Origin of the sequence: Polaromonas sp. CG_9.5 (assembly GCF_035984465.1) — a bacterium.
Taxonomy (GTDB): domain Bacteria; phylum Pseudomonadota; class Gammaproteobacteria; order Burkholderiales; family Burkholderiaceae_C; genus Polaromonas.
Genome location: NZ_JAXCHR010000005.1, coordinates 188795 through 208301, shown reverse-complemented (window position 1 = coordinate 208301; position 19507 = coordinate 188795). Strand labels below are relative to the sequence as shown.

Genomic DNA, 19507 nt, shown 5'->3' with positions numbered 1-19507 from the left:
CCGGCAATTCGACGCCCGTCTTTTTGGGGTGCGCTGAGATGTTTAGGGCTGGCCAGATGCGTCAGCGCACGATGGCCTGGCGGTGCAGGGTGTCTATGGCGCTGGCGGCATAACCCAGGCTGGACAGCAGCTCGTGCGTGTGTTGCCCGAGCGTGGGCGGGTCGCTGCGCACGTTCAGGCGCTGGCCATTCAGGGTGAAAGGAAGCAGCGGGGTTTGCGCGGTCTGGCCGGCGCGTTCGCCATCGGGCAGCGTGATGTTCGCCAGGCCGCCGGTTGCCTGGAGGTGTTCGTCGTCATACAGCTCCTCGGGCTTGCGGATGGGCGCAAACGGCAAACCGGCTTGTTCAAACAGCGCTGCCAGGTCAGCGGCGCTGCGGTTTGCCAGGCGTTCGCGCAGGGCAGGCAGCAGTGCGGGGCGTTGGCACACGCGCTCGTTGTTGGTGGCATAGCGCGAGTCGGCCTTGAGGTCGGAAAAACCCAGTACATCGCAAAACGTCACCCATTGCGCGTCGCTGACTGCCGCCAGGAAAATTTGCTCGCCCTCCTTGACAGTGAACACGTCATACACCGCCCACGCCGAAATGCGGTCGGGCATGGGCGCTGCCGCCTGGCCGGTCATGGCGCACTGCAGCATGTGCTGGCCGACCAGAAACACATTGTTTTCATACAGCGCCGACTGCACTTCCATGCCCTTGCCGGTAATGCCGCGCTGGATCAGCGCGCCCAGCGCACCCATCGCGCCAAACATGCCGCCCATGATGTCGTTCACGCTGCTTCCGGCGCGCAGCGGGTCGCCCGGTCGCCCGGTCATGTAGGCCAGTCCGCCCATCATTTGCACCACTTCGTCCAGGGCAGTGCGGTGCGCATACGGGCCGGGCAAAAAGCCTTTGTGGCTGACATAGATCAGGCGCGGGTCGGTGGCGCTCAGGGTGGCGTAGTCAAGGCCATAGTTGCGCATGGTGCCGGGTTTGAAGTTTTCCGCCACCACGTCGGCGCTGGCGCAAAGCCTGCGCGCTACTTCCACGCCTTCGGGCGTGTGGAGATCAAGCGCGATGCTTTTCTTGTTGCGGTTGAACATTGGGAAAAAGCCTATGCCGGCGCCCAGCAGCTGGCGGGTGCGGTCGCCTGCGATCGGCTCGACCTTGATGACTTCGGCGCCCATGTCGGCCAGCACCAGGCCGCAAGCAGGGCCCATGACCATGTGGGTGAATTCAACGACGCGCAGGCCGGCCAGCGGCTGGGGTGGGGTGGCGGCAGGTTTGTTGTGCATTTGTTTTTCGATGGAGGGAAAGGCGGTATTCAGGCCGTAGTGACCGGATTGGCAGCCGTTGCCGGGACTGCAGTTTAGAAGCTGCGCCCTGGCGGGCGTCATCCGTTTTGAAATTCTGGCTGGTTTGGGGTGAAATGCATTTTGCTATTAAATAAGAAGCTGTTTAGGAACATCCAGCATGCGCTACAGGCAATTTTTACTAAGTATTAGTGCAAAGACAGGCCAAAGCGTGTGCGCCTCAACGCTTGCCCGAAATTCCATGCTGGAAAAATGAAGATTGACTTTTCACTGTATTTAGCGGTAAAATACGGCTCCAAACCAAGACGGACAAGCGCTTTAAGCTATAAAAAATATAGCATTTAAGGCCTGCCAGGCTAGGCTCGCAATGGCCTGGCAGCTAATCCAGAGCGGATTACGCAACTCGCCCAGTGCTTGAATTTGGGGAAGGAGACCCCAGATTTTCTACATGAACGCCACACAACCACACTTTCGTAAAACTGATCTGACCGTGACTCACGTGCTGGCCGCGCTTCTTGAGCGGCTGGAACAAAGTTCGGTGCCCGTTGGGGCAGAGCAGTACCGCTCCGTGGTACAGCATCTGGTCAACGAGTTGGGCGATGTAGAACCGGGTACGGCCCTGGGTGCATTGCTGGATACCCATCCGGCGGCAGCCGAGTTGTACGAAAACGTCAATTACCAGTATGCAGGGCTGTGCCGCTCCGCGCTGGATGCTTCGCTCTCAGCTGAGCGGCAGGCCAAAGAGGTTCTGGATCGGGCCATGCGCCAGGCCATGAATCGTTCAAACACACCACCCAAGGAAGACCCCACCCATGGCAAGAGCTGACGCTAAAACCGCCGTACTCGCAGACGGCCTGCGCTACAAATCCAAAGTATCGGGTTCGCCCTTTGCCGCCACCACCTCGTTTGGTGCGGCCACCATGTCGTGCTTCATGTGCGGCAAGCATCGCGCCCGTTCGCTGATGGGCACACGCAAGGTGCTGGGCAAGTCCCAGGCCGTGTGTTCACCTTCGTGCAAGGGGCTGGACGAAGCCCTGGAAGCGGCTGCTGCCGCTGCAGCCGCCGCCGCCGCTGCATCGGTCTGAACCACCAAAACCCCTGGCAAGCCGAAAGAATCACTGTTGATTCCCAGGTGCTAGGCAGCGCATACTGTGCAGACTGCGCGTCCCGAAGGCGCAGGCACTGCACTTTACAAGCGCCTTTGAAAGGGATTCTCATGCACCCTCATTCCAAGCCCGATCCGCTGCTGCTTCCTGACGAAGCCACCGACCATATTTGGGGTTCGCCCTCCGCGCCAGTCACGCTGATTGAATACGGCGATTTTGAATGCCCCGCCTGCTGCCAGGCGCATGGCGCACTGAAAATCATCCTCGCGCATTTCGACGCCAAATTACGTTTTGTATTTCGCCACTTTCCATTGCGCGAAGTGCATCCGCATGCCGAACTGGCAGCCGAAGCGGCTGAGGCCGCTGGCGCGCAGGGCAAGTTCTGGCCGATGCACGAACTGCTGTTCACAAATTCGCCGCATTTGAAGGAAAAGCAGCTGCTCGACTATGCCGCGCAGCTGGGGCTGGACTTGCCGCGTTACCAGAACGAAATGAATGACCATGTGTACCTGCAGCGTGTGCAGGAGCACATGCAAGGCGCGCGCCACCTGGGTGTGCGCTCGACGCCGGCTTTTTATGTCAATGGCGTCTTCACCGATGTGTCCTTCGGGCTGGAGCATCTGCATGCGGCGATAGACAAGGCGCTGGGCCGCGGCCGCAACTGACTGCCTCGGGCCAGGCCGGAGCGGGGTTTGATGGCCCGATAATAGGGCGCTTCCCAGTCACGTCCGCAAGGGGTGATATCGCATCAATCGCTCCACACAAGGACAACCCCCATGAGAAAAACATATCTCCTCAACATCGAAGGCAAAAACCGTGATCGCCTGCTGGACGCCAGCAAACACGATATTCGAAAATACGTCAAACGCGAACGCAGCCGTGCCTTGCCGGCAGGTGTGGATTTCTGGGACTTTGACTGCAAGTTCGGCAGCAACGAAGCGACCGCATCAGGGGTTCACTTTGCCGCGCTCATGGGCCTGATCGACACGGTTGCCCAGGAAGGCAGCGAGCAGTTTTATGTGGAAATCGTCACCAAACACGGCCACCGCACGGCCAAGCCGCAGGGCGCTAAAAACGTCGCTACAGACGACGAGGATTTCGACGAATAAAGGCGCGGGTCACGCCCAGCGCGGCCTCTTTTAATGGTCTTGCCCGGCTTGTGTCTGGGCAGCCGCTTGCCGCAGCTTGTCTTTCTTGCTGGGGCGCTTGCCCTTGATACCGCCGTTTGACAACGGATCAGCCGGATTGACCTGCTGAACCTCAACCGGCTCAAAACCCGCCACCTGTTCACGCGCTACGTTCATGCCCTGACGCTTCTCAATCAGCTTGAAATGCGCTTCAGTATTGGCGCTGACAAAACTGATCGCCATGCCGCTTTCACCGGCCCGGCCGGTGCGGCCAATGCGGTGGGTGTAGTCAACCGATGAGCGCGGCAAATCGTAGTTGACCACCACCGGCAGTTGGGCAATGTCTATGCCCCGCGCCGCCACATCGGTGGCCACCACCACCTGCAGCGCCTTTAGCTTGAAATCCTGCAACACCTGATTGCGTTTGCCTTGGCTTAATTCGCCATGAAATGGCTCGGCTTCAATCTCGGCCTTGCGCAGCTTGTCGGCCACGATTTCGGCAGCATGTTTGGTCGCCACAAACACCAGCACGCGTTTGAATTTTTCGGTTTGCACCAAGTGGCGCAGCAACTGGGTGCGCCGGCTTGGGTCTACTTCAATGGCGCGCTGCACGATGTCCGGTGCGGCTTGTGGCGCTGCCTGCACTTCGATGCGCAACGGGTCGGTCAACATGCTGGCGGCCAGCGTTTCAATGGCCGGTGGAAAAGTGGCCGAGAAAAACAGGCTCTGGCGCTGCGCGGGCAGCAGGGCCAGGATGCGGCCCAGTTCTTCGCCAAAACCCAGGTCGAGCAGGCGGTCGGCTTCATCGAGCACCAGCAGGCTGACTGACGCCAGCGTCAACGCATTGTGGTCAATCAGGTCGATCAATCGGCCCGGCGTGGCGACCACGATGTCGGCACCGCCGCGCAGGTTCATCATTTGCGGATTGATGGACACGCCGCCAAACACCACCGCCACCTTGATCCGCTGCGGCAGGTATTTGGCCAGGCTGACGAGGGCCTCACCGACCTGCGCCGCCAATTCGCGCGCCGGCACCAGGATCAGGCCGCGAACGCGCCGCGATGTGCCGGTGGGCGTTTCGGCCAGCCGGTGCAGCAGTGGCAGGGCAAAAGCCGCCGTCTTGCCGGAGCCGGTCTGGGCCGAGGCGACGATGTCGCGGCCTTGCAGCGCGGCAGGGATCGCTTCTGACTGAATGGCGGTGGGTGCCAGGTAGCCGTTTTCGGTGATGGCGCGCAACAGGGCGGGCAGCAGCGCAGGCGAAAAGCCGAGTGATGAAAAGGGCATAAAAAGGTGCTCAGGTACTCAGGAAGTGAAAGGCAAAAGAAAAGGGGCAAGCCGTTTTGGCGCAGCGATGGGCTTGTCGTTGCAGGCCGCAAGTTTAAGCCCCTGCCTTTTTTCAGCTGACAGCCAGCAGCACGCCAGCGCCTGAGCGCAATTTAGCGGCACATGCTGTAGCCGCCCGTCTCCAGGTGGAAATGGTTGCGGTGAACGGCGTTGTAGTCGGGGCCGAGCACACCGCTGAAAAATCGGCAAGCGCCTTGGTGCGCATCGGCCAGCATCTGCGCTTCAGCATTCGGCGCTGCCGTCGTGTCGGCTGCCTGCCATTGCTTCAGGATGGAAATAGGTTTGCCGCTTTCCAGGGTAAAGCCTGCAATGTCCAGCGCATTGGCCGTTGCATGTCGGCTGCGCGAACCGGATGCCGTACTTTCGCCCCGGTTGATGTTGCGGCAGGCGTAACTGCCGAGATGCTCAATGGCCACTACGCGCTGGCCAAAATGCTGCAGGGCGGCGGGCTGCAGCGCATGCTTTTCCCACATGAAAAAAGACAGCGCCATCGGGCAACTGAGTGACACCTGCGAACCCAGTCGCACCCCGGCTTCACGCAGGCGCACTGCGTTGTCAAACCCGCAGCCTGGCCCGGTGGTGCGGTTGGGCAGAAGGTCGTATTTCATGCCAGTTTGCGTCAAGGCATTGGCGCACAGGGCCGGGTCGTTACGAGTACGGGCCAGCTTGTAGGCCGTCAGGACACTCGGCTGTGCATTCACATCTAGCGGTGCCCAAGGGTTAAAAGAGTCAGGAATGACGATTACGCCGCTGTACAACCCATAAGTACCCGCCGCCATAAAAGACCAGAAAATGATGGCAAGCCAGTGCCTCTTGGGGCGTGGTGGAGCTGAAGTCATGAAGCGGCTGTTTTTTCAGACGCGCAATTTACCAAGACCTGCGACTTCGCCCTTTTTTCTTCAATACCACCCGCAGCGCTATCAAGGCCGCAAGGCTGCCCGCATAAACGATAGCGCGCTGTTTGAGGCTGGCATGCTCCGTGCCGTGATAAGGGCGCAGGGCGGTTGCCTCGTCTGAATCATCAGCGTGCCCCGAAAAAGCCTGCGAATCCGGTGCGCCGTCCTTGGCTGTTTCTGATGCGACGGTCACTAGCGTGGGAATCTTTTTACCGCCGTCTTCCTTGCTGCTTTCAGGGGCAGTCAAGGCCGAAGGGTTGTTTTTCTTACCGACCCGGGAGCCGTGTGCATTGGCATAGGCCCACGTGAACTCGGCTCCGAGCAAAAATATCTGCGCCGAGTAATACACCCAGATCAGCAGCACCACCAGAGAGCCGGCGGCTGCAAATGATGAGGTGACGCTGCTTTTTCCGATATAGAGGCTGATCAGCGTTTTGCCGATTTCAAACAAGACCGCCGTGACGCCTGCGCCCACCCACACATCGCGCCAGCTCACCTGCGCCTGCGGCATGAGCTTGAAGATCATGGCAAACAGCACCGTGGTAAAGCCTACCGAAACAACCAGGTTGATGACGTAAAGCAGGACGGCCCAGCCCGGCAAAAGCCCCTTGGCCCAACCGCCCAGGGCCGCGATGCCTGCGCTGCTGACCAGCGACACCAGCATCAAAAAGCCCAGACCCAGAATAAAACCCAGTGACAGCAGCCGGGTGCGCAACGTTGCCCAGATGCCGCCAGCTTTCGGCGCTTGCGGCACTTGCCAGATGCGGTCCAGTGCGCTTTGCAGCTCGGCAAACACCGTGGTGGCACCGACGATCAGCACCAGCGTGCTGATGACCGTTGCCACCAGCCCTTGGGTCGGCTGGTTGGCGCTTTCTATCAGCGCCTGAATCCCGGTAGCGCCTTCTTTTCCGATCATGTCGGTCAGCTGGCCCACGAGTTGGCCTTGCACGGCCTCACGGCCCCAGACAAAACCCGCCACGGCGATGACGATGATCAGCAAAGGTGCAATGGAAAACACCGTGTAATAAGAGATTGCCGCGCCCATGCTGGGGGCGTAATCATCAATCCAGGCAGAAACTGACTGTTTGGCGAGCTGGTAGAAATGAGTTAAAAGCATGCGTCACTTTTGCCCTCCGGATATCGGCGGCTTCCTTCGCGCACAGTCTCGCCCGTGTTGCCAAGCGCTGTCGTCGGTCTCGACTCATGAATGCTGTAGGCGGCAGGCGACAGCTGCCGGTTTCAGGAGGCCGGTGGCTGCGCATGGTCCAGATCGGGACGCCGCCACGGGTCGACATGTGTCATCAGGTTCAGCACCCGGTGGCGCTTGAGCACGCGCTGGCGCGCTTCAACTGCAATATCATGGCCCGCTTCGACCGTAATCAGCGCATCGACCTCGATATGCGCATCGACCACGATCAGGTCGCCCATCTTGCGGGTGCGCACGTCATGCACGTTTTTTACACCGGGGGTTTCAATCAGCGTGCGGCGAATCGCCTCGACTTCCTGCTCGTTCGCGGCGCGGTCCATCAGGTCATGCATGGCGTCCCAGCCAAAGCTCCAGCCCATTTTGGCGACCATGAACCCGACGATCAATGCGGCAATCGGATCCAGAATCGGGTAGCCCGCCAGGTTGCCGATGATGCCGATACCCACGACCAGCGACGAAGCCGCATCTGACCGGGCATGCCACGCATTGGCCACCAGCATGCTCGACTTGACGCGCTTGGCCACGGCCAGCATGTAGCGAAACAGGGTTTCCTTGGCAACCAAAGCGCAGCCCACCACCCAGAGCGCGCTGGCATGCACTTGCGGCACCGTGTCGGGCGACTGCAGCTTGCCCACCGCCGACCACAGCATGCCTGCACCCACCGTGAGCAAGATCACTCCCAGCGCCAGCGACGCGGCAGTTTCAAACCGCTGATGGCCATAGGGGTGCTCTTCATCGGCGTCTTTTTGGCTGTAGTGGCTGGCCACAAGCACCACAAAATCAGACACCAGATCAGACAGCGAATGAATGCCGTCGGCAATCAGCGCCTGGGATTTTGACAGGATGCCCACGCTGATCTGCGCGGTCGACAGCACGATATTGACCGCTACGCTGACCCAGGTGCTGCGGGAAGCCGCCGACGCGCGCTCGGCGGGGCTGTGCTGGGTGTCTTCGGGGTCATCGGCGAGGTTGTTGAAATTCATAAAAAATTCTTGTTATGGGGTGGCGAACAGATGCCCGGGATTCAGGCGCAAAGCTTACCTTGTGGCGCACGATGAATCCAGAGTCTGGCGGCTCCGGCTTAAGGCCGTCTGAGGTGGCTGCATGGCCGCTTAAGAAAGGGCTAAGAAGGCGGCCGCACTATGAAGGCAAGCTAAAAACAAGGAGTCGTCATTCATGACCGCCCACACCTTTCCTTCTTCAGAACCCACCGAACCGCCGGCTGCCCCGCAAACCCTGTCGCCCCGGCCCGCCAGCCGCCGCGTGACAGACGCCACCACGCGCATGCTGCACTGGCTGATGGCGCTGAGCTTTACCGGTGCCTACCTGACTGCCGACGGGGATCGCTGGCAACTGGTGCATGTGACGCTGGGTTACACGCTGGCCGGGCTGCTGGTGGGCCGCGTGCTGTGGGGTTGGGTCGGCCCGCGTCAGGTGCGGCTGTCTAGGCTGTGGCGCAAGTTGAAGGGCCTGCCGGTCTGGCTGAAGTCGCTGCCCACGGTGACTTCACAGGCGACACTGCTGCCGGCTTGGCGTCAGGGCGAGAACCTTCTGATGGCGCTGGCCGTGGCGCTGATCCTGGCCGTGATTATTCCGCTGACGCTCAGCGGCTATGCATTCTGGGATGGGTGGGGCGGTAAATGGCTCAAACACGTGCATGAATTTTTCGGCAATACCCTGCTGGCCTTGGTGCTGGTGCATATCGGCTTGATTGCCTTGCTGAGCCTGCTGCGGCGCAAGAACCGGGCGTTGCCCATGCTGACCGGCCGCGTTGCCGGCACCGGACCCGATCTGGCCAAGCGCAACCACCGCATTCTGGCAGCGCTGGTGCTGGCCTGCGTGATGGGTTTTTGGGGCTGGCAATGGGCCGAGGCACCGAACAACGCGGCCGCCCAGAACGCACTGCGGATCAATAATCACCACGACAACGACGACTGAAAGACCCCCATGCGCATCCTGCTGGCTGAAGACGATTCTTTATTGGGCGACGGCCTGCGGGCCGGCTTGCGCCAGCTGGGCTTTCTGGTGGACTGGGTGCGCGATGGCGAGGCCGCAGAGCGCGAACTGCGCGCCCAGGCCTATGAAGCCGCCGTGCTTGACCTTGGCCTGCCGCGCAAAGATGGGCTGAACGTGCTGGCCGACATCCGCCGTTCGGGCATTTTGACGCCGGTGCTGGTGCTGACCGCGCGCGACGCCGTGCCGGACCGGATTCGGGGGCTGGATGGGGGCGCTGACGACTACGTGGTCAAGCCGGTCGATTTGCACGAGCTGGCCGCCCGGCTGCGCGCGCTTGTGCGCCGGGCGCATGGCCAGCCGCAGGAATGCCTGAGCGCGCAGGACGTGGTGCTCGACCCGGCGTCGCGCTCGGTGCGCCAGGCCGGCGAGCCGGTCACGCTGTCCACTCGGGAATTTGATTTGTTGCAAGCCTTCATGCTGGGCGCTGACCGGGTGTTGTCACGCGAACAGCTGGAGCAGCAGCTCTACAGCTGGGGCCAGGAAGTGGAAAGCAACGCCATCGAGGTCCACATCCACAACCTGCGGCGCAAGCTCGGGCCGGCGCTGATCCACACGGTGCGCGGTGTCGGCTACATGCTGCAGCGCGACGTGCCCAAACCATGATCCGGTCCCCACGCTCGCTGCAGGGCCGTCTGCTGGTCATGGTGATGTCGATGGTGGTGGCCGTCTGGCTGGCGGTGGCCGTGCTGACCTGGTTCGATGTGCGCCACGAGCTGGATGAATTGCTCGACGGTCACCTGGCGCAGGCCGCCGCGCTGCTGGTGATGCAGCAGGCGCAGGCGCTTGAAGACGATGGCAAAGGCATCGACGCCCCCACGCTGCACCGCTATGCGCCCAAGGTGGCCTTTCAGGTGTTTTACGAAGACCGGCTGGCGCTGCGTTCTGCCAATGCCCCGGTGACACCGATGATTGAGTCGGGCAAGCGCTTCAAGTCCGGCTTCAAGACCGTGCAGATCAATGGCATGACGTGGCGCGTTTTTGCCGCCTATGGAGCCGACAAGGACGTGCAGGTTTACGTCGGCGAGCAGATGCGTTCGCGAGACTCCATTTTGTGGGCCGTGCTGCGCAGCACCTTGTGGCCGATGGGGGTGGCGCTGCCGCTGCTGGGGCTGGCGGTGTGGTGGGCGGTGTACCAGGGGGTGCAGCCGATTCGCCGGCTTGGGCGCGCCCTGGCCGAGCGCCAGCCGCAGGCGCTCGACCCAGTCACCCTGCGCCATGCGCCCACCGAAATGATGCCCATGATTGCCGCCTTGAACAGCCTGTTCGGGCGCATCGGACATTTGCTCGAATCCGAGCGCCGTTTTACCGCCGATGCCGCGCACGAACTGCGCACACCGATTGCCGCCATCCGCATGCAGGCGCAAGTGGCGATGGGCGAAACCGACGACGCCTTGCGTCAGCACGCGCTGCGAGGCACGCTCGAAGGCTGCGACCGCGCCACGCGCCTGGTCGAGCAACTGCTCAGCCTGTCCCGGCTGGAAGCGCTGGAAGCGCTGGAAGCGCCCGTCATGGCAGCAGTCGATCTGCGCGCCGTGGCGCAGCAAGTGGTGGCCGAGCTGGCGCCCAAAGCCATTGGCAAACAGCAGACGCTGGAATTTGAGGGCGACGCGTCCTGCCCCATTCCGGGCAACGCGACACTGCTGGCAGTGCTGGTGCGCAACCTGGTCGACAACGCCGTGCGCTACAGCCCGTCATCAGCACGTATCAAGGTCGCCGTTCAGCCGCAGGACGGCCAGGTGGCGCTGAGTGTTGAAGACAGCGGGCCAGGCCTGGACGATGCAGACAGCACGCGCTTGGGCGAGCGTTTTTTCCGGGTCACCGGCAGCCTTGAAAGCGGCAGTGGCCTGGGCTGGTCTATCGTGCGACGTATCGCAGCCGTACACCGGCTGGACATCGAGGTCGGGCGTTCGAGTGAACTGGGCGGTCTGGCAGTGCGCGTCATTTCAAATAAAAAGTAGCGTCTGCGCCTTGCCAATCAGCCGATGTGATGGCGTCCTCCAAGCCAGACAGACCGGCACACGATTGGCCAAAATTTCAAGCCGGCGGTCTGGAATGCAAGCGGCAAGAGAGATTTGCTATCTAATCAATAGCTGCTAGCGCACGTCCATAAAGCGCATGAGCCGTATTTGATGCAAATAGTCTGGCGATTCAGGCCGTTTTTCGGGTTAACGCGCAATAACAGGCATCTTTTTTATCCCGATCATCAAAGTCCAGGGGCAAGGTAGCAAACAAATGATTTCAGTCTTTATGTTGTGAAGATGCTTTTCATTGGATAAAAAAGTCGGTATATGCCCTGATCCAGCCTATTTTTATTGATTATTCGCAATAAATGAATACATTGCGTATCCATGAACGCCAGTGCCGCGATAGAAAGTTTAAGTGCCGAACTGCCTGAAGAGGGCGGCGCGCGCATTGCCGAGCTTTCCATTGTCGAAAAGCTGGGCGTGTCGCGCACACCCATCCGCGCCGCGCTGACGCGGCTGGAGCAGGGAGGCCTGCTGGAAGCTCTGCCGAACGGCGGTTACGCGGTGCGCACTTTCTCCGAGAGTGATGTGTCGGACGCGATTGAGATGCGCGGCACTATCGAAGGCATGGCCGCGCGCCTGGCAGCCGAGCGCGGCGCGGCGCCGGTGGTGCTGGCCGAAGCGCGCGAATGCTTGAGGCAAATCGATGACTTGCTGCTCGAAGCGGCGCTTAACGACGATGCCTTTTCGCGTTATGTGGTGCTCAATGAAACATTCCATAGCCTGCTGGGCGAGTTGTCGGGCAGCCCGTTTATGGCGCGTGAACTGACGCGTGTCGCCGGCCTGCCGTTTGCCTCGGCTTCGGCATTCGTCGTGGTGCAGGCCAACTCGCCGCAGGCGCGCGACATGCTGGTGGTGGCCCAGGACCAGCATGGCCAGGTGCTTGACGCGATTGAAAACCACGAAGGTTCGCGTGCCGAAGCTATCATGCGCGAACATTCCAGGCTGGCACAGCGCAACTTGCGTGAAGCGGTGCGCAACCCCCAGCATGACCGCATGCCTGGCGTGCGTTTGATCCGCAAACGCAGCAGAAAATCTCAGGCTTTAGCAAAAGCCCTTTCGTCAATACCGGTCTGCCGGCAACCATAATCCCCCCATTTTTTTGGAGACAAGCATGAAAAAACGACTCTTCCTTCATGCCATCGCCCTGGCCACCCTGGCGGTAAGCGCCACCGGCGCCATGGCCCAGGACAACACCTTCAAAATCGGCCTGGTGTTGCCCATGACCGGCCAGCAGGCGACCACGGGTCGCCAAATCGAGGCTGCCGCCCGCTTGTACATGGCGCAGTACGGCGACACGGTGGCCGGCAAGAAAATCCAGCTGATCGTGAAAGACGACACATCGCTGCCTGACGCCACGCGCCGTCTGGCGCAGGAACTGGTGGTCAATAACAAGGTGAATGTGCTGGCCGGCTTTGGCATCACGCCGTCGGCGCTGGCCACGGCGCCAATTGCCACCCAGTCCAAGACGCCGATGGTGGTGATGGCGGCGGCCACGTCGAGCATCACGCAGGCCTCGCCTTACATCGTGCGTACCAGTTTCACGTTGCCGCAAGTGTCGGTGGCGCTGGCCGACTGGGCACCGAAAAACGGCATCAAGAAAGTGGTCACGCTGGTGTCCGACTACGGGCCGGGCATTGACGCCGAAAAGTATTTCAAAGAACGTTTGATCTTCAATGGCGGCCAGGTGATTGAATCGCTGCGGGTTCCTTTGCGCGGTCCCGACTTTGCCCCTTTTCTGCAAAAAGTGCGTGATGCCAAACCCGGCGCGTTGTTTGTGTTCGTGCCCTCCGGCGCGGGCGCGGCGGTGATGAAGCAGTTTATCGAACGCGGGCTGGACAAGGCCGGCATCAAGCTCATCGGCACCGGTGACGTGACCGACGACGACCAGCTCAATGACATGGGCGACGGTGCGCTGGGCGTGGTCACCTCGCACCATTATTCGGCCTCGCATCCGTCGGCGCTGAACAAGAAGTTTGTTGAGGAATTTGGCAAGATCAACAAAGGCCTGCGTCCGAACTTCATGGCCGTGGGCGGCTATGACGGCATGCGCGTGATTTACGAAGCCTTGAAAACCACCAAAGGGCAGGGCGGCGGCGATGCCTTGCTGACCGCCATGAAAGGCCAGTTTTTTGAAAGCCCGCGCGGCAAGATCTTCATCGACGCGCAAACCCGCGACATCGTGCAGGACGTGTACCTGCGCAAGGTCGAGCGCAAGGACGGCCAGCTCTACAACGTGGAATTTGACGTGATCAAGGACGTCAAGGATCCGGGCAAAGCCAAGTAACGCCTTTTTTCAGTTCACCGGCTGGTCGATGGCCGGCAGGCCGCTGTTCATGCAGCAGCGTGCCGGTCTGGCGTTCACCCCACCCCCCAATTCTCATGCTGACCCTTCTTTTTGACGGTGTTGCCTACGGCATGTTGCTCTTCATCCTCGCGGTGGGCCTGGCGGTCACCATGGGGCTGATGAACTTCATCAACCTGGCGCACGGTGCTTTTGCCATGGCCGGCGGCTACATCACGGTGCTGCTGATGCAGCGCTTTGGCGTGCCGTTCTTGCTGTGCCTGCCGCTGGCGTTTGTGGGTTCGGCGCTGCTGGGCGGTGTACTGGAACGCACGCTGTACCGGCCTCTTTACAACAAGCCGCATCTCGATCAGGTGTTGTTTTCCATCGGTCTGGTCTTCATGGCCATCGCCAGCGTCGATTACTTTGTCGGCTCGACCCAGCAGATCATGCAACTGCCTGAGTGGCTCAAGGGCCGCACCGAACTGGGCAGTGGCGCGTGGACGCTGGGCATGGGGCATTACCGGCTGTTCATCATCGCCGTCTGCGCTGCGCTGACGGTGGCGCTGCAATATGTGCTGGGGCACACGCGCTTTGGCAGCCGGCTGCGCGCTTCGGTTGACGACCAGCGCGTGGCCGCAGGCATGGGCATCAATGTCAACATCGTGTTTTTGACCACGTTTGCCGTGGGCTCGGGGCTGGCCGGATTGGGCGGCGCACTGGGGGCAGAAGTGCTGGGGCTGGACCCGAGCTTTCCGCTCAAGTTCATGGTGTATTTTTTGATTGTGGTGGCCGTCGGCGGCACCTCGTCGATCACCGGGCCGCTGCTGGCGGCGCTGCTGTTGGGCATTGCTGATGTAGCCGGCAAATACTATATCCCGAAGATGGGCGGCTTCATTGTGTATGCGCTGATGATTGCGATTTTGCTCTGGCGTCCGCAAGGCCTGTTTGTGCGCAAGGGAGGCAAATGATATGAACGCACAACAACAATCGCTGCTCAAAGACAGCCGCTTCAAGCCCTGGGAACCCGTGCTGTGGCTGCTGGCTTTTGCCGCGCCGGTGCTGTCGCCCAGCCATGCGCTGATCATCAACGAGATCGCCATCGTCGCGCTGTTTGCCGTGTCGCTGGATTTGATTCTGGGTTACACCGGCATCGTGTCGCTAGGCCATGCGGCGTTCTTCGGCTTGGGCGGTTATGCGGCCGCGCTGTTTGCCAAGCTGGTGATGCCCGATCCGCTGGTCGGGCTGGCGTTTGGCATGGCCGTGGCCACATTGCTGGGTTTTGTCGCCTCTTTTTCCATCATGCGCGGCAGCGACCTGACCCGGCTGATGGTGACATTGGGCGTCGGCCTGATTTTGCTGGAGCTGGCCAACAAGCTGGACTGGCTGACCGGCGGCGCCGACGGCTTGCAGGGCGTGGTGATGGGGCCGCTGCTTGGCAAGTTCGAGTTTGACCTGTACGGCCGCACGGCGGCTTATTACTCGCTGACCGTGTTGCTGGTGTTCTTCGTGCTGCTGCGCCGGGTGGTGCATTCGCCGTTTGGGGCCACCCTCAAGGCGATTCGCGACAACCGGCTGCGCGCCATGGCCATCGGCATTCCGGTGAACGCCAAACTGGCGATGGTCTACACGCTGGCCGCTGCCGTGGCGGGTGCTGCCGGCGCGTTGATGACGCAGACCACCGGCTTTGCGTCGCTCGATTTGTTCGAGTTTCACCGCTCGGCCGATGTGTTGCTGATTCTGGTGATTGGCGGCACTGGCTGGCTGTATGGCGGCGTGGTGGGCGCGATTGTGTTCAAGCTGATGCAGGATTTTCTGTCGTCCATCACACCGCAATACTGGACGTTCTGGATTGGCCTGTTTCTGGTGGTACTGGTGCTGGTGGGCCGTGAGCGGCTGATTCGCCCCTGGACCTGGCTTTCACGTGGAGGCAAGGCATGAGCACGCAACCCGTCATCGAAAAAAACACCGACACCGTGCTGTCAGCGCAAGGCTTGGTGATGCGTTTTGGCGGTATCACGGCCACCAACAACGTGACGCTCAACCTCAAGAAAGGCGCGCGCCATGCCTTGATCGGCCCCAACGGCGCGGGCAAGACCACGCTCATCAATTTGCTAACCGGTGTCTTGCAGCCCACCGAAGGCCGCATCATTTTGGAAGGTCACGACATCACCCGCCTGGCGCCCAACCAGCGGGTGCAGCGCGGCATGGTGCGCACCTTCCAGATCAACCAGTTGTTCGATACCTTGAGCCCGCTGCAAACGCTGGCGCTGACGGTGTCGCAGCACCTGGGCCTGGGCACGAAGTGGTGGCAACCGCTGGGCCGCAACCCGCAAGTTGCCGAGCGCTGCGCGCAACTGCTGGAACAGTTTCACCTGACGGAAGTCATGAACCAGCCGACCCAGTTGATGGCTTATGGCAAGCGCAGCCTGCTGGAAATCGCCGTCGCCCTGGCCTGCGAGCCGCGCGTGCTGCTGCTCGATGAACCCGTGGCGGGCGTGCCGGCTGGCGAGCGCGAGGAACTGCTGCAAACCGTGGCCGCGCTGCCGGCCGATGTATCGGTGCTGTTGATTGAGCACGACATGGACCTGGTCTTCAGCTTTGCAAACTTCATGACGGTGCTGGTCAACGGCACCTTGCTGACCGAGGGAACGCCCGAGCACATCGCCAACGACCCACAGGTGAAGGCGGTTTATCTCGGGCATGGCGAGGAGATGCGCGATACCGGGACGCCCCAAGGCGCGAAAGCCCCCTCGGGGGGCAGCGCAGCACACGAAGTGGCGAGCGTGGGGGGCAAAGTTAATGGCTGATTTACTGAATGTCGAAAACCTTCGCGCCGGTTATGGCGAAGCCGTGGTGATCCAGGGCGTCTCGCTCAGCCTCGGCGAAGGCCAGACGCTGGCGCTGCTGGGGCGCAACGGCACCGGCAAGACCACGCTGATCAACACACTGGCGGGCGCCACGCGCCAGCACGGCGGCAGCATCATCCTGGGCGGCGTGGCCCTGCACAAGCTGCCGTCGTTCCAGCGCGCTGGCGCGGGCATTGGCTGGGTGCCGCAGGAACGCAACATCTTCAAGTCGCTCACCGTGCATGAAAACCTGACAGCCGTCGCCCGGCCCGGCAAATGGAAACCCGACGGCGTGTACAAGATGTTTCCGCGTCTGGCCGAGCGCAAGACCAACCTGGGCACGCAGCTGTCGGGCGGCGAGCAGCAAATGCTGGCCGTCGGCCGCGCACTGGTGCTGAACCCGAAACTGCTGCTATTGGACGAGCCCCTCGAAGGACTGGCGCCGATCATCGTCGAGGAGCTGCTGCGCGCCATTGCCCGCATCACCCGCGACGAAGGCCTGAGCGCCATCATCGTCGAGCAGCATCCGCAGGCCATTTTGGCCATCAGCCACCGCGCTGTGGTGCTTGACCATGGCACGGTGGTGCACAGCGGCGATGCGCAGGAACTGCGCGAGCAGCCCGAGTTGCTGAACCAGCTACTGGGCGTGGCACGGGCACACTGAGCAATCGCTTTCACCTTTTCATCCAGCAACGCCTCGTAAATCCGGCCTGCCTGACTCACGCATGAGCCGCACTGAAAGAAAGGTCAAACACCATGTTCCCCAAAAATACCTGGTACGTCGCCTGCACCCCACAGGACATCGACGACAAACCACTGGGCCGCATGATTTGCGGCGAACGCATCGTTTTTTACCGCGCTGAAGCAGGCCGCGTGGCGGCGCTGGAAGACTTCTGCCCGCACCGTGGCGCGCTGCTGTCACTGGGTTTCGTGCGCGAAGGCCGTCTGGTCTGCGGCTACCATGGCCTGGAAATGGGTTGCGAAGGCAAGACCATCGCCATACCCGGCCAGCGCGTGCGCGGCTTTCCGGCCATCTGCAGTTATCCGGTCGAGGACCGTTACGGCTTCATCTGGGTCTGGACCGGCGAGGCCGGGCTGGCCGACCCGGCCAAAATTCCGCACCAGGCCTGGTTCGACAATCCGGAATGGGCCTACGGCGGCGGTATGTACCACGTCAAGTGCGACTACCGGCTGATGATCGACAACCTGATCGAAGGCATTCCCGACCACAAGGACATGTACCTCACGCCTGAAGAACAAGCGGCCAACGACCAGTTCACGCCGTGCTGTTCGCGCTCCAAGTCGGCGCGGCTGGTGCTTGACCTGTGAGGGCGAACAGGTCAGTCGTTGCTATTTAAATAATAGCTGCTTGCGCATACACTGATTGCGCTACAGGCTGGTTTGATGCTTTTTTAATATTTGAGTGGCATTTAGGATGCCTGGTTTACGCCCGGTGCCTGTCGCGCCAGAAACGGGCAGCCTGCGGTGACTCTGATAGCCTCGGCAGCCCATGACTGCACGGACTGGGCCGTGCAGCATGCTCTCCTGAAAGCAGACGATGGAATTGAATCTGGAAATTGTCACCACGCCCTTGCGACAGGCCGCCACGGTGGTCATGCTGCGCGATGCACCCACGGGGCTGGAGGTGTTTTTGATGAAGCGCCACGCCTTGTCTGACGTGCTGGGTGGCGCGTATGTGTTTCCGGGCGGCAAGGTCGATGCACTGGATGCCGAACTGGACATGGCCGCGCATCTGGACCAGCCACTGCAGGCACTGCATGCTGGCCTGAACGAATCCGACATCAGCGAACGCACGGCGGGCGGGCTGTATGTGGCCGCCCTGCGCGAAGCGTTTGAAGAGTCGGGCGTGTTGATGGCGCAGGACGCCGCCAACCAGGGCGTTGACTGTTCGCGGGCGGCTGCGCTGCTGCGCGAAGGGCATGGCTTCAACGCGGTGCTGGCGCAAATGGCGCTGCGCCTGCAGACCCGGAGTCTGGTGCCCTGGACGCGCTGGATCACGCCGACTTCGCCATCGGTCATGAGCAAGCGGTTTGACACGCGGTTTTTTGTGTCTGCCGTGCCTGCCGGGCAGGTGGCGGTTCACGACAACCACGAAACCACCGAAAGCATCTGGCTCAGTCCCCGAAAGGCGTTGCAGCAGTATTGGGCTGACCAGATCACGCTGGCGCCACCGCAAATCATGAGCCTGGCGCACCTGGCGCGCCACACCAGTGTGCAAAGCGTGATGGCAGAAGCCCGCAGCCGCCTGCCGCCCGTGATCCTGCCGGAGCCGTTTGATCTGGAAGAGGGACGGGTGATTTGTTACCCCGGCGATGTCCGCCACTCGGTACGCGCGCTGGCGATGCCCGGCCCCACACGGCTGTATTTCCACGCCCGCCACAAGCGGTTTGAGCCGGTCGATGGCTTTGAAAGCCTGTTTGATTGACGCTGCCGTGTTGCGGCGCAAAGGGATGAACAGGCGATGATTTCTGAACTTTCGGTTGAATTACCGCCAGAAGCCCAAGCGCTCCTGAACACCGCGACGCGCACTGAAACCCCTTGCGGCACGGACACGTTGGTCTGGCATGTTTGGGGCCAGGCGACGCGCCATCCGGCTTTGCCGCCGCTGGTGTTGCTGCACGGCGGAAGTGGGAGCTGGACGCACTGGCTGCGCAATATCACCGCGCTTGCCGATTCCGGGCGCTGGGTGCTGGTGCCCGATTTGCCAGGCTTTGGCGATTCTGCCGCGCCCTTGCACGGCACCGACGCCGATGCGCTACCCGGTCTTGTCGAGCAGGGGCTGCAATGCCTGGTGGGCGACGCAGCCTGCGATTTGGTCGGCTTTTCGTTTGGGGGCATGGTGGCCGGTTTTATCGCCGAGCAGTTTGCTGCGCGGGTGGTGCGCCTGGTGCTGGTCGGCGCGCCGGGGCTGGGCGTTGCGCCGCCAAAGGCCATTCGGCTCAACGCCTGGCGGCACCTGGCAGAACCCGCGCAGCGCGATGCCGTTCACCGCCGCAATTTGGCCGCGCTGATGCTGCTTCATTCGGAGTCGATCACTGAAGGGGCCGTGCGCCTGCATGAGGCGAACGTCTTGCGCGACCGCATGAAGGGCCGCAGCCTGTCGCGCACTGATGTACTGGCGCAGTCATTGGCGCGCGTGCAATGCCCGGTGTATGCCATTTATGGCCGGGAAGATGCACTGTATCGGGGGCTGGGGGAGCGTTTGGGGCCGGCGCTGCGGCGGGCACCGGGCTTCAAGTCCCTGACGTGGATAGAGGCGTCAGGGCACTGGGTTCAGTTTGAACAGGCGGCCGCGTTCAACGCCGCACTGCTGGCCGCACTGAAGGCAGATAGGTAAGCCGATGC

General features: G+C 61.5%; 20 protein-coding genes and 1 pseudogene. 16 read left to right on the top strand and 5 right to left on the bottom strand.

Features of this window, described 5'->3' with window-relative positions; translation table 11 throughout:
- Positions 1-61 precede the first annotated feature (61 nt).
- Positions 62-1270, bottom strand: a complete 1209-nt coding sequence (locus RCH06_RS05980) for a CaiB/BaiF CoA transferase family protein (RefSeq protein WP_327080523.1) — start codon at positions 1268-1270, stop codon at positions 62-64.
- A gap of 466 nt (positions 1271-1736) precedes the next feature.
- Between RCH06_RS05980 and RCH06_RS05975 the strand changes: the two genes are divergently transcribed.
- The 4 genes from RCH06_RS05975 to RCH06_RS05960 all read left to right on the top strand — a co-directional run bounded on the left by RCH06_RS05975 (position 1737) and on the right by RCH06_RS05960 (position 3503).
- A complete protein-coding gene (locus RCH06_RS05975; protein WP_327080522.1) occupies positions 1737-2114 on the top strand; it encodes a hypothetical protein in 378 nt (125 codons plus the stop codon).
- The gene (locus RCH06_RS05970) at positions 2101-2373 is read left to right on the top strand and encodes a hypothetical protein (protein WP_327080521.1); all 273 of its coding nucleotides are present in this window, start codon (positions 2101-2103) and stop codon (positions 2371-2373) included. Before RCH06_RS05975 ends, RCH06_RS05970 begins: the two co-directional genes overlap by 14 nt.
- 131 nt (positions 2374-2504) lie before the next feature.
- Positions 2505-3059 (top strand): DsbA family protein, encoded by a 555-nt coding sequence (locus RCH06_RS05965; protein ID WP_327080520.1) that lies wholly within the window; start codon positions 2505-2507, stop codon positions 3057-3059.
- Positions 3060-3170: 111 nt separating this feature from the next.
- Positions 3171-3503: a DUF6172 family protein gene (locus tag RCH06_RS05960; protein ID WP_327080519.1), complete on the top strand. Its 333-nt coding sequence runs from the start codon at positions 3171-3173 to the stop codon at positions 3501-3503.
- A gap of 30 nt (positions 3504-3533) precedes the next feature.
- On the opposite strand, the gene RCH06_RS05955 is transcribed toward RCH06_RS05960, so the two are convergent.
- The 4 genes from RCH06_RS05955 to RCH06_RS05940 all read right to left on the bottom strand — a co-directional run bounded on the left by RCH06_RS05955 (position 3534) and on the right by RCH06_RS05940 (position 7951).
- Positions 3534-4805, bottom strand: coding sequence for a DEAD/DEAH box helicase (locus RCH06_RS05955; RefSeq protein ID WP_327080518.1), 1272 nt, complete (start codon positions 4803-4805; stop codon positions 3534-3536).
- Between the two features lie 152 nt (positions 4806-4957).
- Entirely contained in the window at positions 4958-5704 is a 747-nt protein-coding gene (locus tag RCH06_RS05950; RefSeq protein ID WP_327080517.1) for an extensin-like domain-containing protein, read from the bottom strand.
- 28 nt (positions 5705-5732) lie between these two features.
- Positions 5733-6878, bottom strand: a complete 1146-nt coding sequence (locus RCH06_RS05945; RefSeq protein WP_327080516.1) for a YihY/virulence factor BrkB family protein — start codon at positions 6876-6878, stop codon at positions 5733-5735.
- Positions 6879-7000: 122 nt separating this feature from the next.
- A complete protein-coding gene (locus RCH06_RS05940) occupies positions 7001-7951 on the bottom strand; it encodes a cation diffusion facilitator family transporter (protein WP_327080515.1) in 951 nt (316 codons plus the stop codon).
- A 193-nt stretch (positions 7952-8144) separates the two neighbouring features.
- Between RCH06_RS05940 and RCH06_RS05935 the strand changes: the two genes are divergently transcribed.
- The 12 genes and pseudogenes from RCH06_RS05935 (at position 8145) to RCH06_RS05880 (ending at position 19499) form a co-directional block, all read left to right on the top strand.
- A complete protein-coding gene (locus tag RCH06_RS05935; RefSeq protein ID WP_327080514.1) occupies positions 8145-8906 on the top strand; it encodes a cytochrome b/b6 domain-containing protein in 762 nt (253 codons plus the stop codon).
- 9 nt (positions 8907-8915) lie between these two features.
- On the top strand, positions 8916-9587 hold the full coding sequence (locus RCH06_RS05930; protein WP_327080513.1) for a response regulator: 672 nt from the start codon (positions 8916-8918) through the stop codon (positions 9585-9587).
- On the top strand, positions 9584-10942 hold the full coding sequence (locus RCH06_RS05925; protein ID WP_327080512.1) for an ATP-binding protein: 1359 nt from the start codon (positions 9584-9586) through the stop codon (positions 10940-10942). The genes RCH06_RS05930 and RCH06_RS05925 overlap by 4 nt, the downstream gene beginning before the upstream one ends.
- A 390-nt stretch (positions 10943-11332) precedes the next feature.
- Positions 11333-12097 (top strand): GntR family transcriptional regulator, encoded by a 765-nt coding sequence (locus tag RCH06_RS05920; RefSeq protein WP_327080511.1) that lies wholly within the window; start codon positions 11333-11335, stop codon positions 12095-12097.
- Positions 12098-12122: 25 nt separating this feature from the next.
- Positions 12123-13295 (top strand): ABC transporter substrate-binding protein, encoded by a 1173-nt coding sequence (locus RCH06_RS05915; RefSeq protein ID WP_327080510.1) that lies wholly within the window; start codon positions 12123-12125, stop codon positions 13293-13295.
- 95 nt (positions 13296-13390) lie between these two features.
- A complete protein-coding gene (locus tag RCH06_RS05910) occupies positions 13391-14263 on the top strand; it encodes a branched-chain amino acid ABC transporter permease (RefSeq protein WP_327080509.1) in 873 nt (290 codons plus the stop codon).
- Between the two features lies 1 nt (position 14264).
- Positions 14265-15233, top strand: a complete 969-nt coding sequence (locus RCH06_RS05905) for a branched-chain amino acid ABC transporter permease (protein WP_327080508.1) — start codon at positions 14265-14267, stop codon at positions 15231-15233.
- On the top strand, positions 15230-16102 hold the full coding sequence (locus tag RCH06_RS05900) for an ABC transporter ATP-binding protein (protein WP_327080507.1): 873 nt from the start codon (positions 15230-15232) through the stop codon (positions 16100-16102). Before RCH06_RS05905 ends, RCH06_RS05900 begins: the two co-directional genes overlap by 4 nt.
- Entirely contained in the window at positions 16095-16805 is a 711-nt protein-coding gene (locus RCH06_RS05895) for an ABC transporter ATP-binding protein (protein WP_327080506.1), read from the top strand. Before RCH06_RS05900 ends, RCH06_RS05895 begins: the two co-directional genes overlap by 8 nt.
- Before the next feature lie 92 nt (positions 16806-16897).
- Positions 16898-17356: pseudogene (locus RCH06_RS05890) on the top strand (Rieske 2Fe-2S domain-containing protein); the annotation flags it as partial.
- Positions 17357-17699: 343 nt separating this feature from the next.
- On the top strand, positions 17700-18587 hold the full coding sequence (locus tag RCH06_RS05885) for an NUDIX hydrolase (protein WP_327080505.1): 888 nt from the start codon (positions 17700-17702) through the stop codon (positions 18585-18587).
- A 36-nt stretch (positions 18588-18623) separates the two neighbouring features.
- Positions 18624-19499 (top strand): alpha/beta fold hydrolase, encoded by an 876-nt coding sequence (locus RCH06_RS05880; RefSeq protein ID WP_327080504.1) that lies wholly within the window; start codon positions 18624-18626, stop codon positions 19497-19499.
- Positions 19500-19507 lie beyond the last annotated feature (8 nt).

What these genes read in the sequence shown, in the direction of transcription:
- RCH06_RS05980 (WP_327080523.1), bottom strand. Translation starts at nt 1,270, where the DNA reads ATGCACAACAAACCTGCCGCCACCCCACCCCAGCCGCTGGCCGGCCTG.
- RCH06_RS05975 (WP_327080522.1), top strand. Translation starts at nt 1,737, where the DNA reads ATGAACGCCACACAACCACACTTTCGTAAAACTGATCTGACCGTGACT.
- RCH06_RS05970 (WP_327080521.1), top strand. Translation starts at nt 2,101, where the DNA reads ATGGCAAGAGCTGACGCTAAAACCGCCGTACTCGCAGACGGCCTGCGC.
- RCH06_RS05965 (WP_327080520.1), top strand. Translation starts at nt 2,505, where the DNA reads ATGCACCCTCATTCCAAGCCCGATCCGCTGCTGCTTCCTGACGAAGCC.
- RCH06_RS05960 (WP_327080519.1), top strand. Translation starts at nt 3,171, where the DNA reads ATGAGAAAAACATATCTCCTCAACATCGAAGGCAAAAACCGTGATCGC.
- RCH06_RS05955 (WP_327080518.1), bottom strand. Translation starts at nt 4,805, where the DNA reads ATGCCCTTTTCATCACTCGGCTTTTCGCCTGCGCTGCTGCCCGCCCTG.
- RCH06_RS05950 (WP_327080517.1), bottom strand. Translation starts at nt 5,704, where the DNA reads ATGACTTCAGCTCCACCACGCCCCAAGAGGCACTGGCTTGCCATCATT.
- RCH06_RS05945 (WP_327080516.1), bottom strand. Translation starts at nt 6,878, where the DNA reads ATGCTTTTAACTCATTTCTACCAGCTCGCCAAACAGTCAGTTTCTGCC.
- RCH06_RS05940 (WP_327080515.1), bottom strand. Translation starts at nt 7,951, where the DNA reads ATGAATTTCAACAACCTCGCCGATGACCCCGAAGACACCCAGCACAGC.
- RCH06_RS05935 (WP_327080514.1), top strand. Translation starts at nt 8,145, where the DNA reads ATGACCGCCCACACCTTTCCTTCTTCAGAACCCACCGAACCGCCGGCT.
- RCH06_RS05930 (WP_327080513.1), top strand. Translation starts at nt 8,916, where the DNA reads ATGCGCATCCTGCTGGCTGAAGACGATTCTTTATTGGGCGACGGCCTG.
- RCH06_RS05925 (WP_327080512.1), top strand. Translation starts at nt 9,584, where the DNA reads ATGATCCGGTCCCCACGCTCGCTGCAGGGCCGTCTGCTGGTCATGGTG.
- RCH06_RS05920 (WP_327080511.1), top strand. Translation starts at nt 11,333, where the DNA reads ATGAACGCCAGTGCCGCGATAGAAAGTTTAAGTGCCGAACTGCCTGAA.
- RCH06_RS05915 (WP_327080510.1), top strand. Translation starts at nt 12,123, where the DNA reads ATGAAAAAACGACTCTTCCTTCATGCCATCGCCCTGGCCACCCTGGCG.
- RCH06_RS05910 (WP_327080509.1), top strand. Translation starts at nt 13,391, where the DNA reads ATGCTGACCCTTCTTTTTGACGGTGTTGCCTACGGCATGTTGCTCTTC.
- RCH06_RS05905 (WP_327080508.1), top strand. Translation starts at nt 14,265, where the DNA reads ATGAACGCACAACAACAATCGCTGCTCAAAGACAGCCGCTTCAAGCCC.
- RCH06_RS05900 (WP_327080507.1), top strand. Translation starts at nt 15,230, where the DNA reads ATGAGCACGCAACCCGTCATCGAAAAAAACACCGACACCGTGCTGTCA.
- RCH06_RS05895 (WP_327080506.1), top strand. Translation starts at nt 16,095, where the DNA reads ATGGCTGATTTACTGAATGTCGAAAACCTTCGCGCCGGTTATGGCGAA.
- RCH06_RS05885 (WP_327080505.1), top strand. Translation starts at nt 17,700, where the DNA reads ATGGAATTGAATCTGGAAATTGTCACCACGCCCTTGCGACAGGCCGCC.
- RCH06_RS05880 (WP_327080504.1), top strand. Translation starts at nt 18,624, where the DNA reads ATGATTTCTGAACTTTCGGTTGAATTACCGCCAGAAGCCCAAGCGCTC.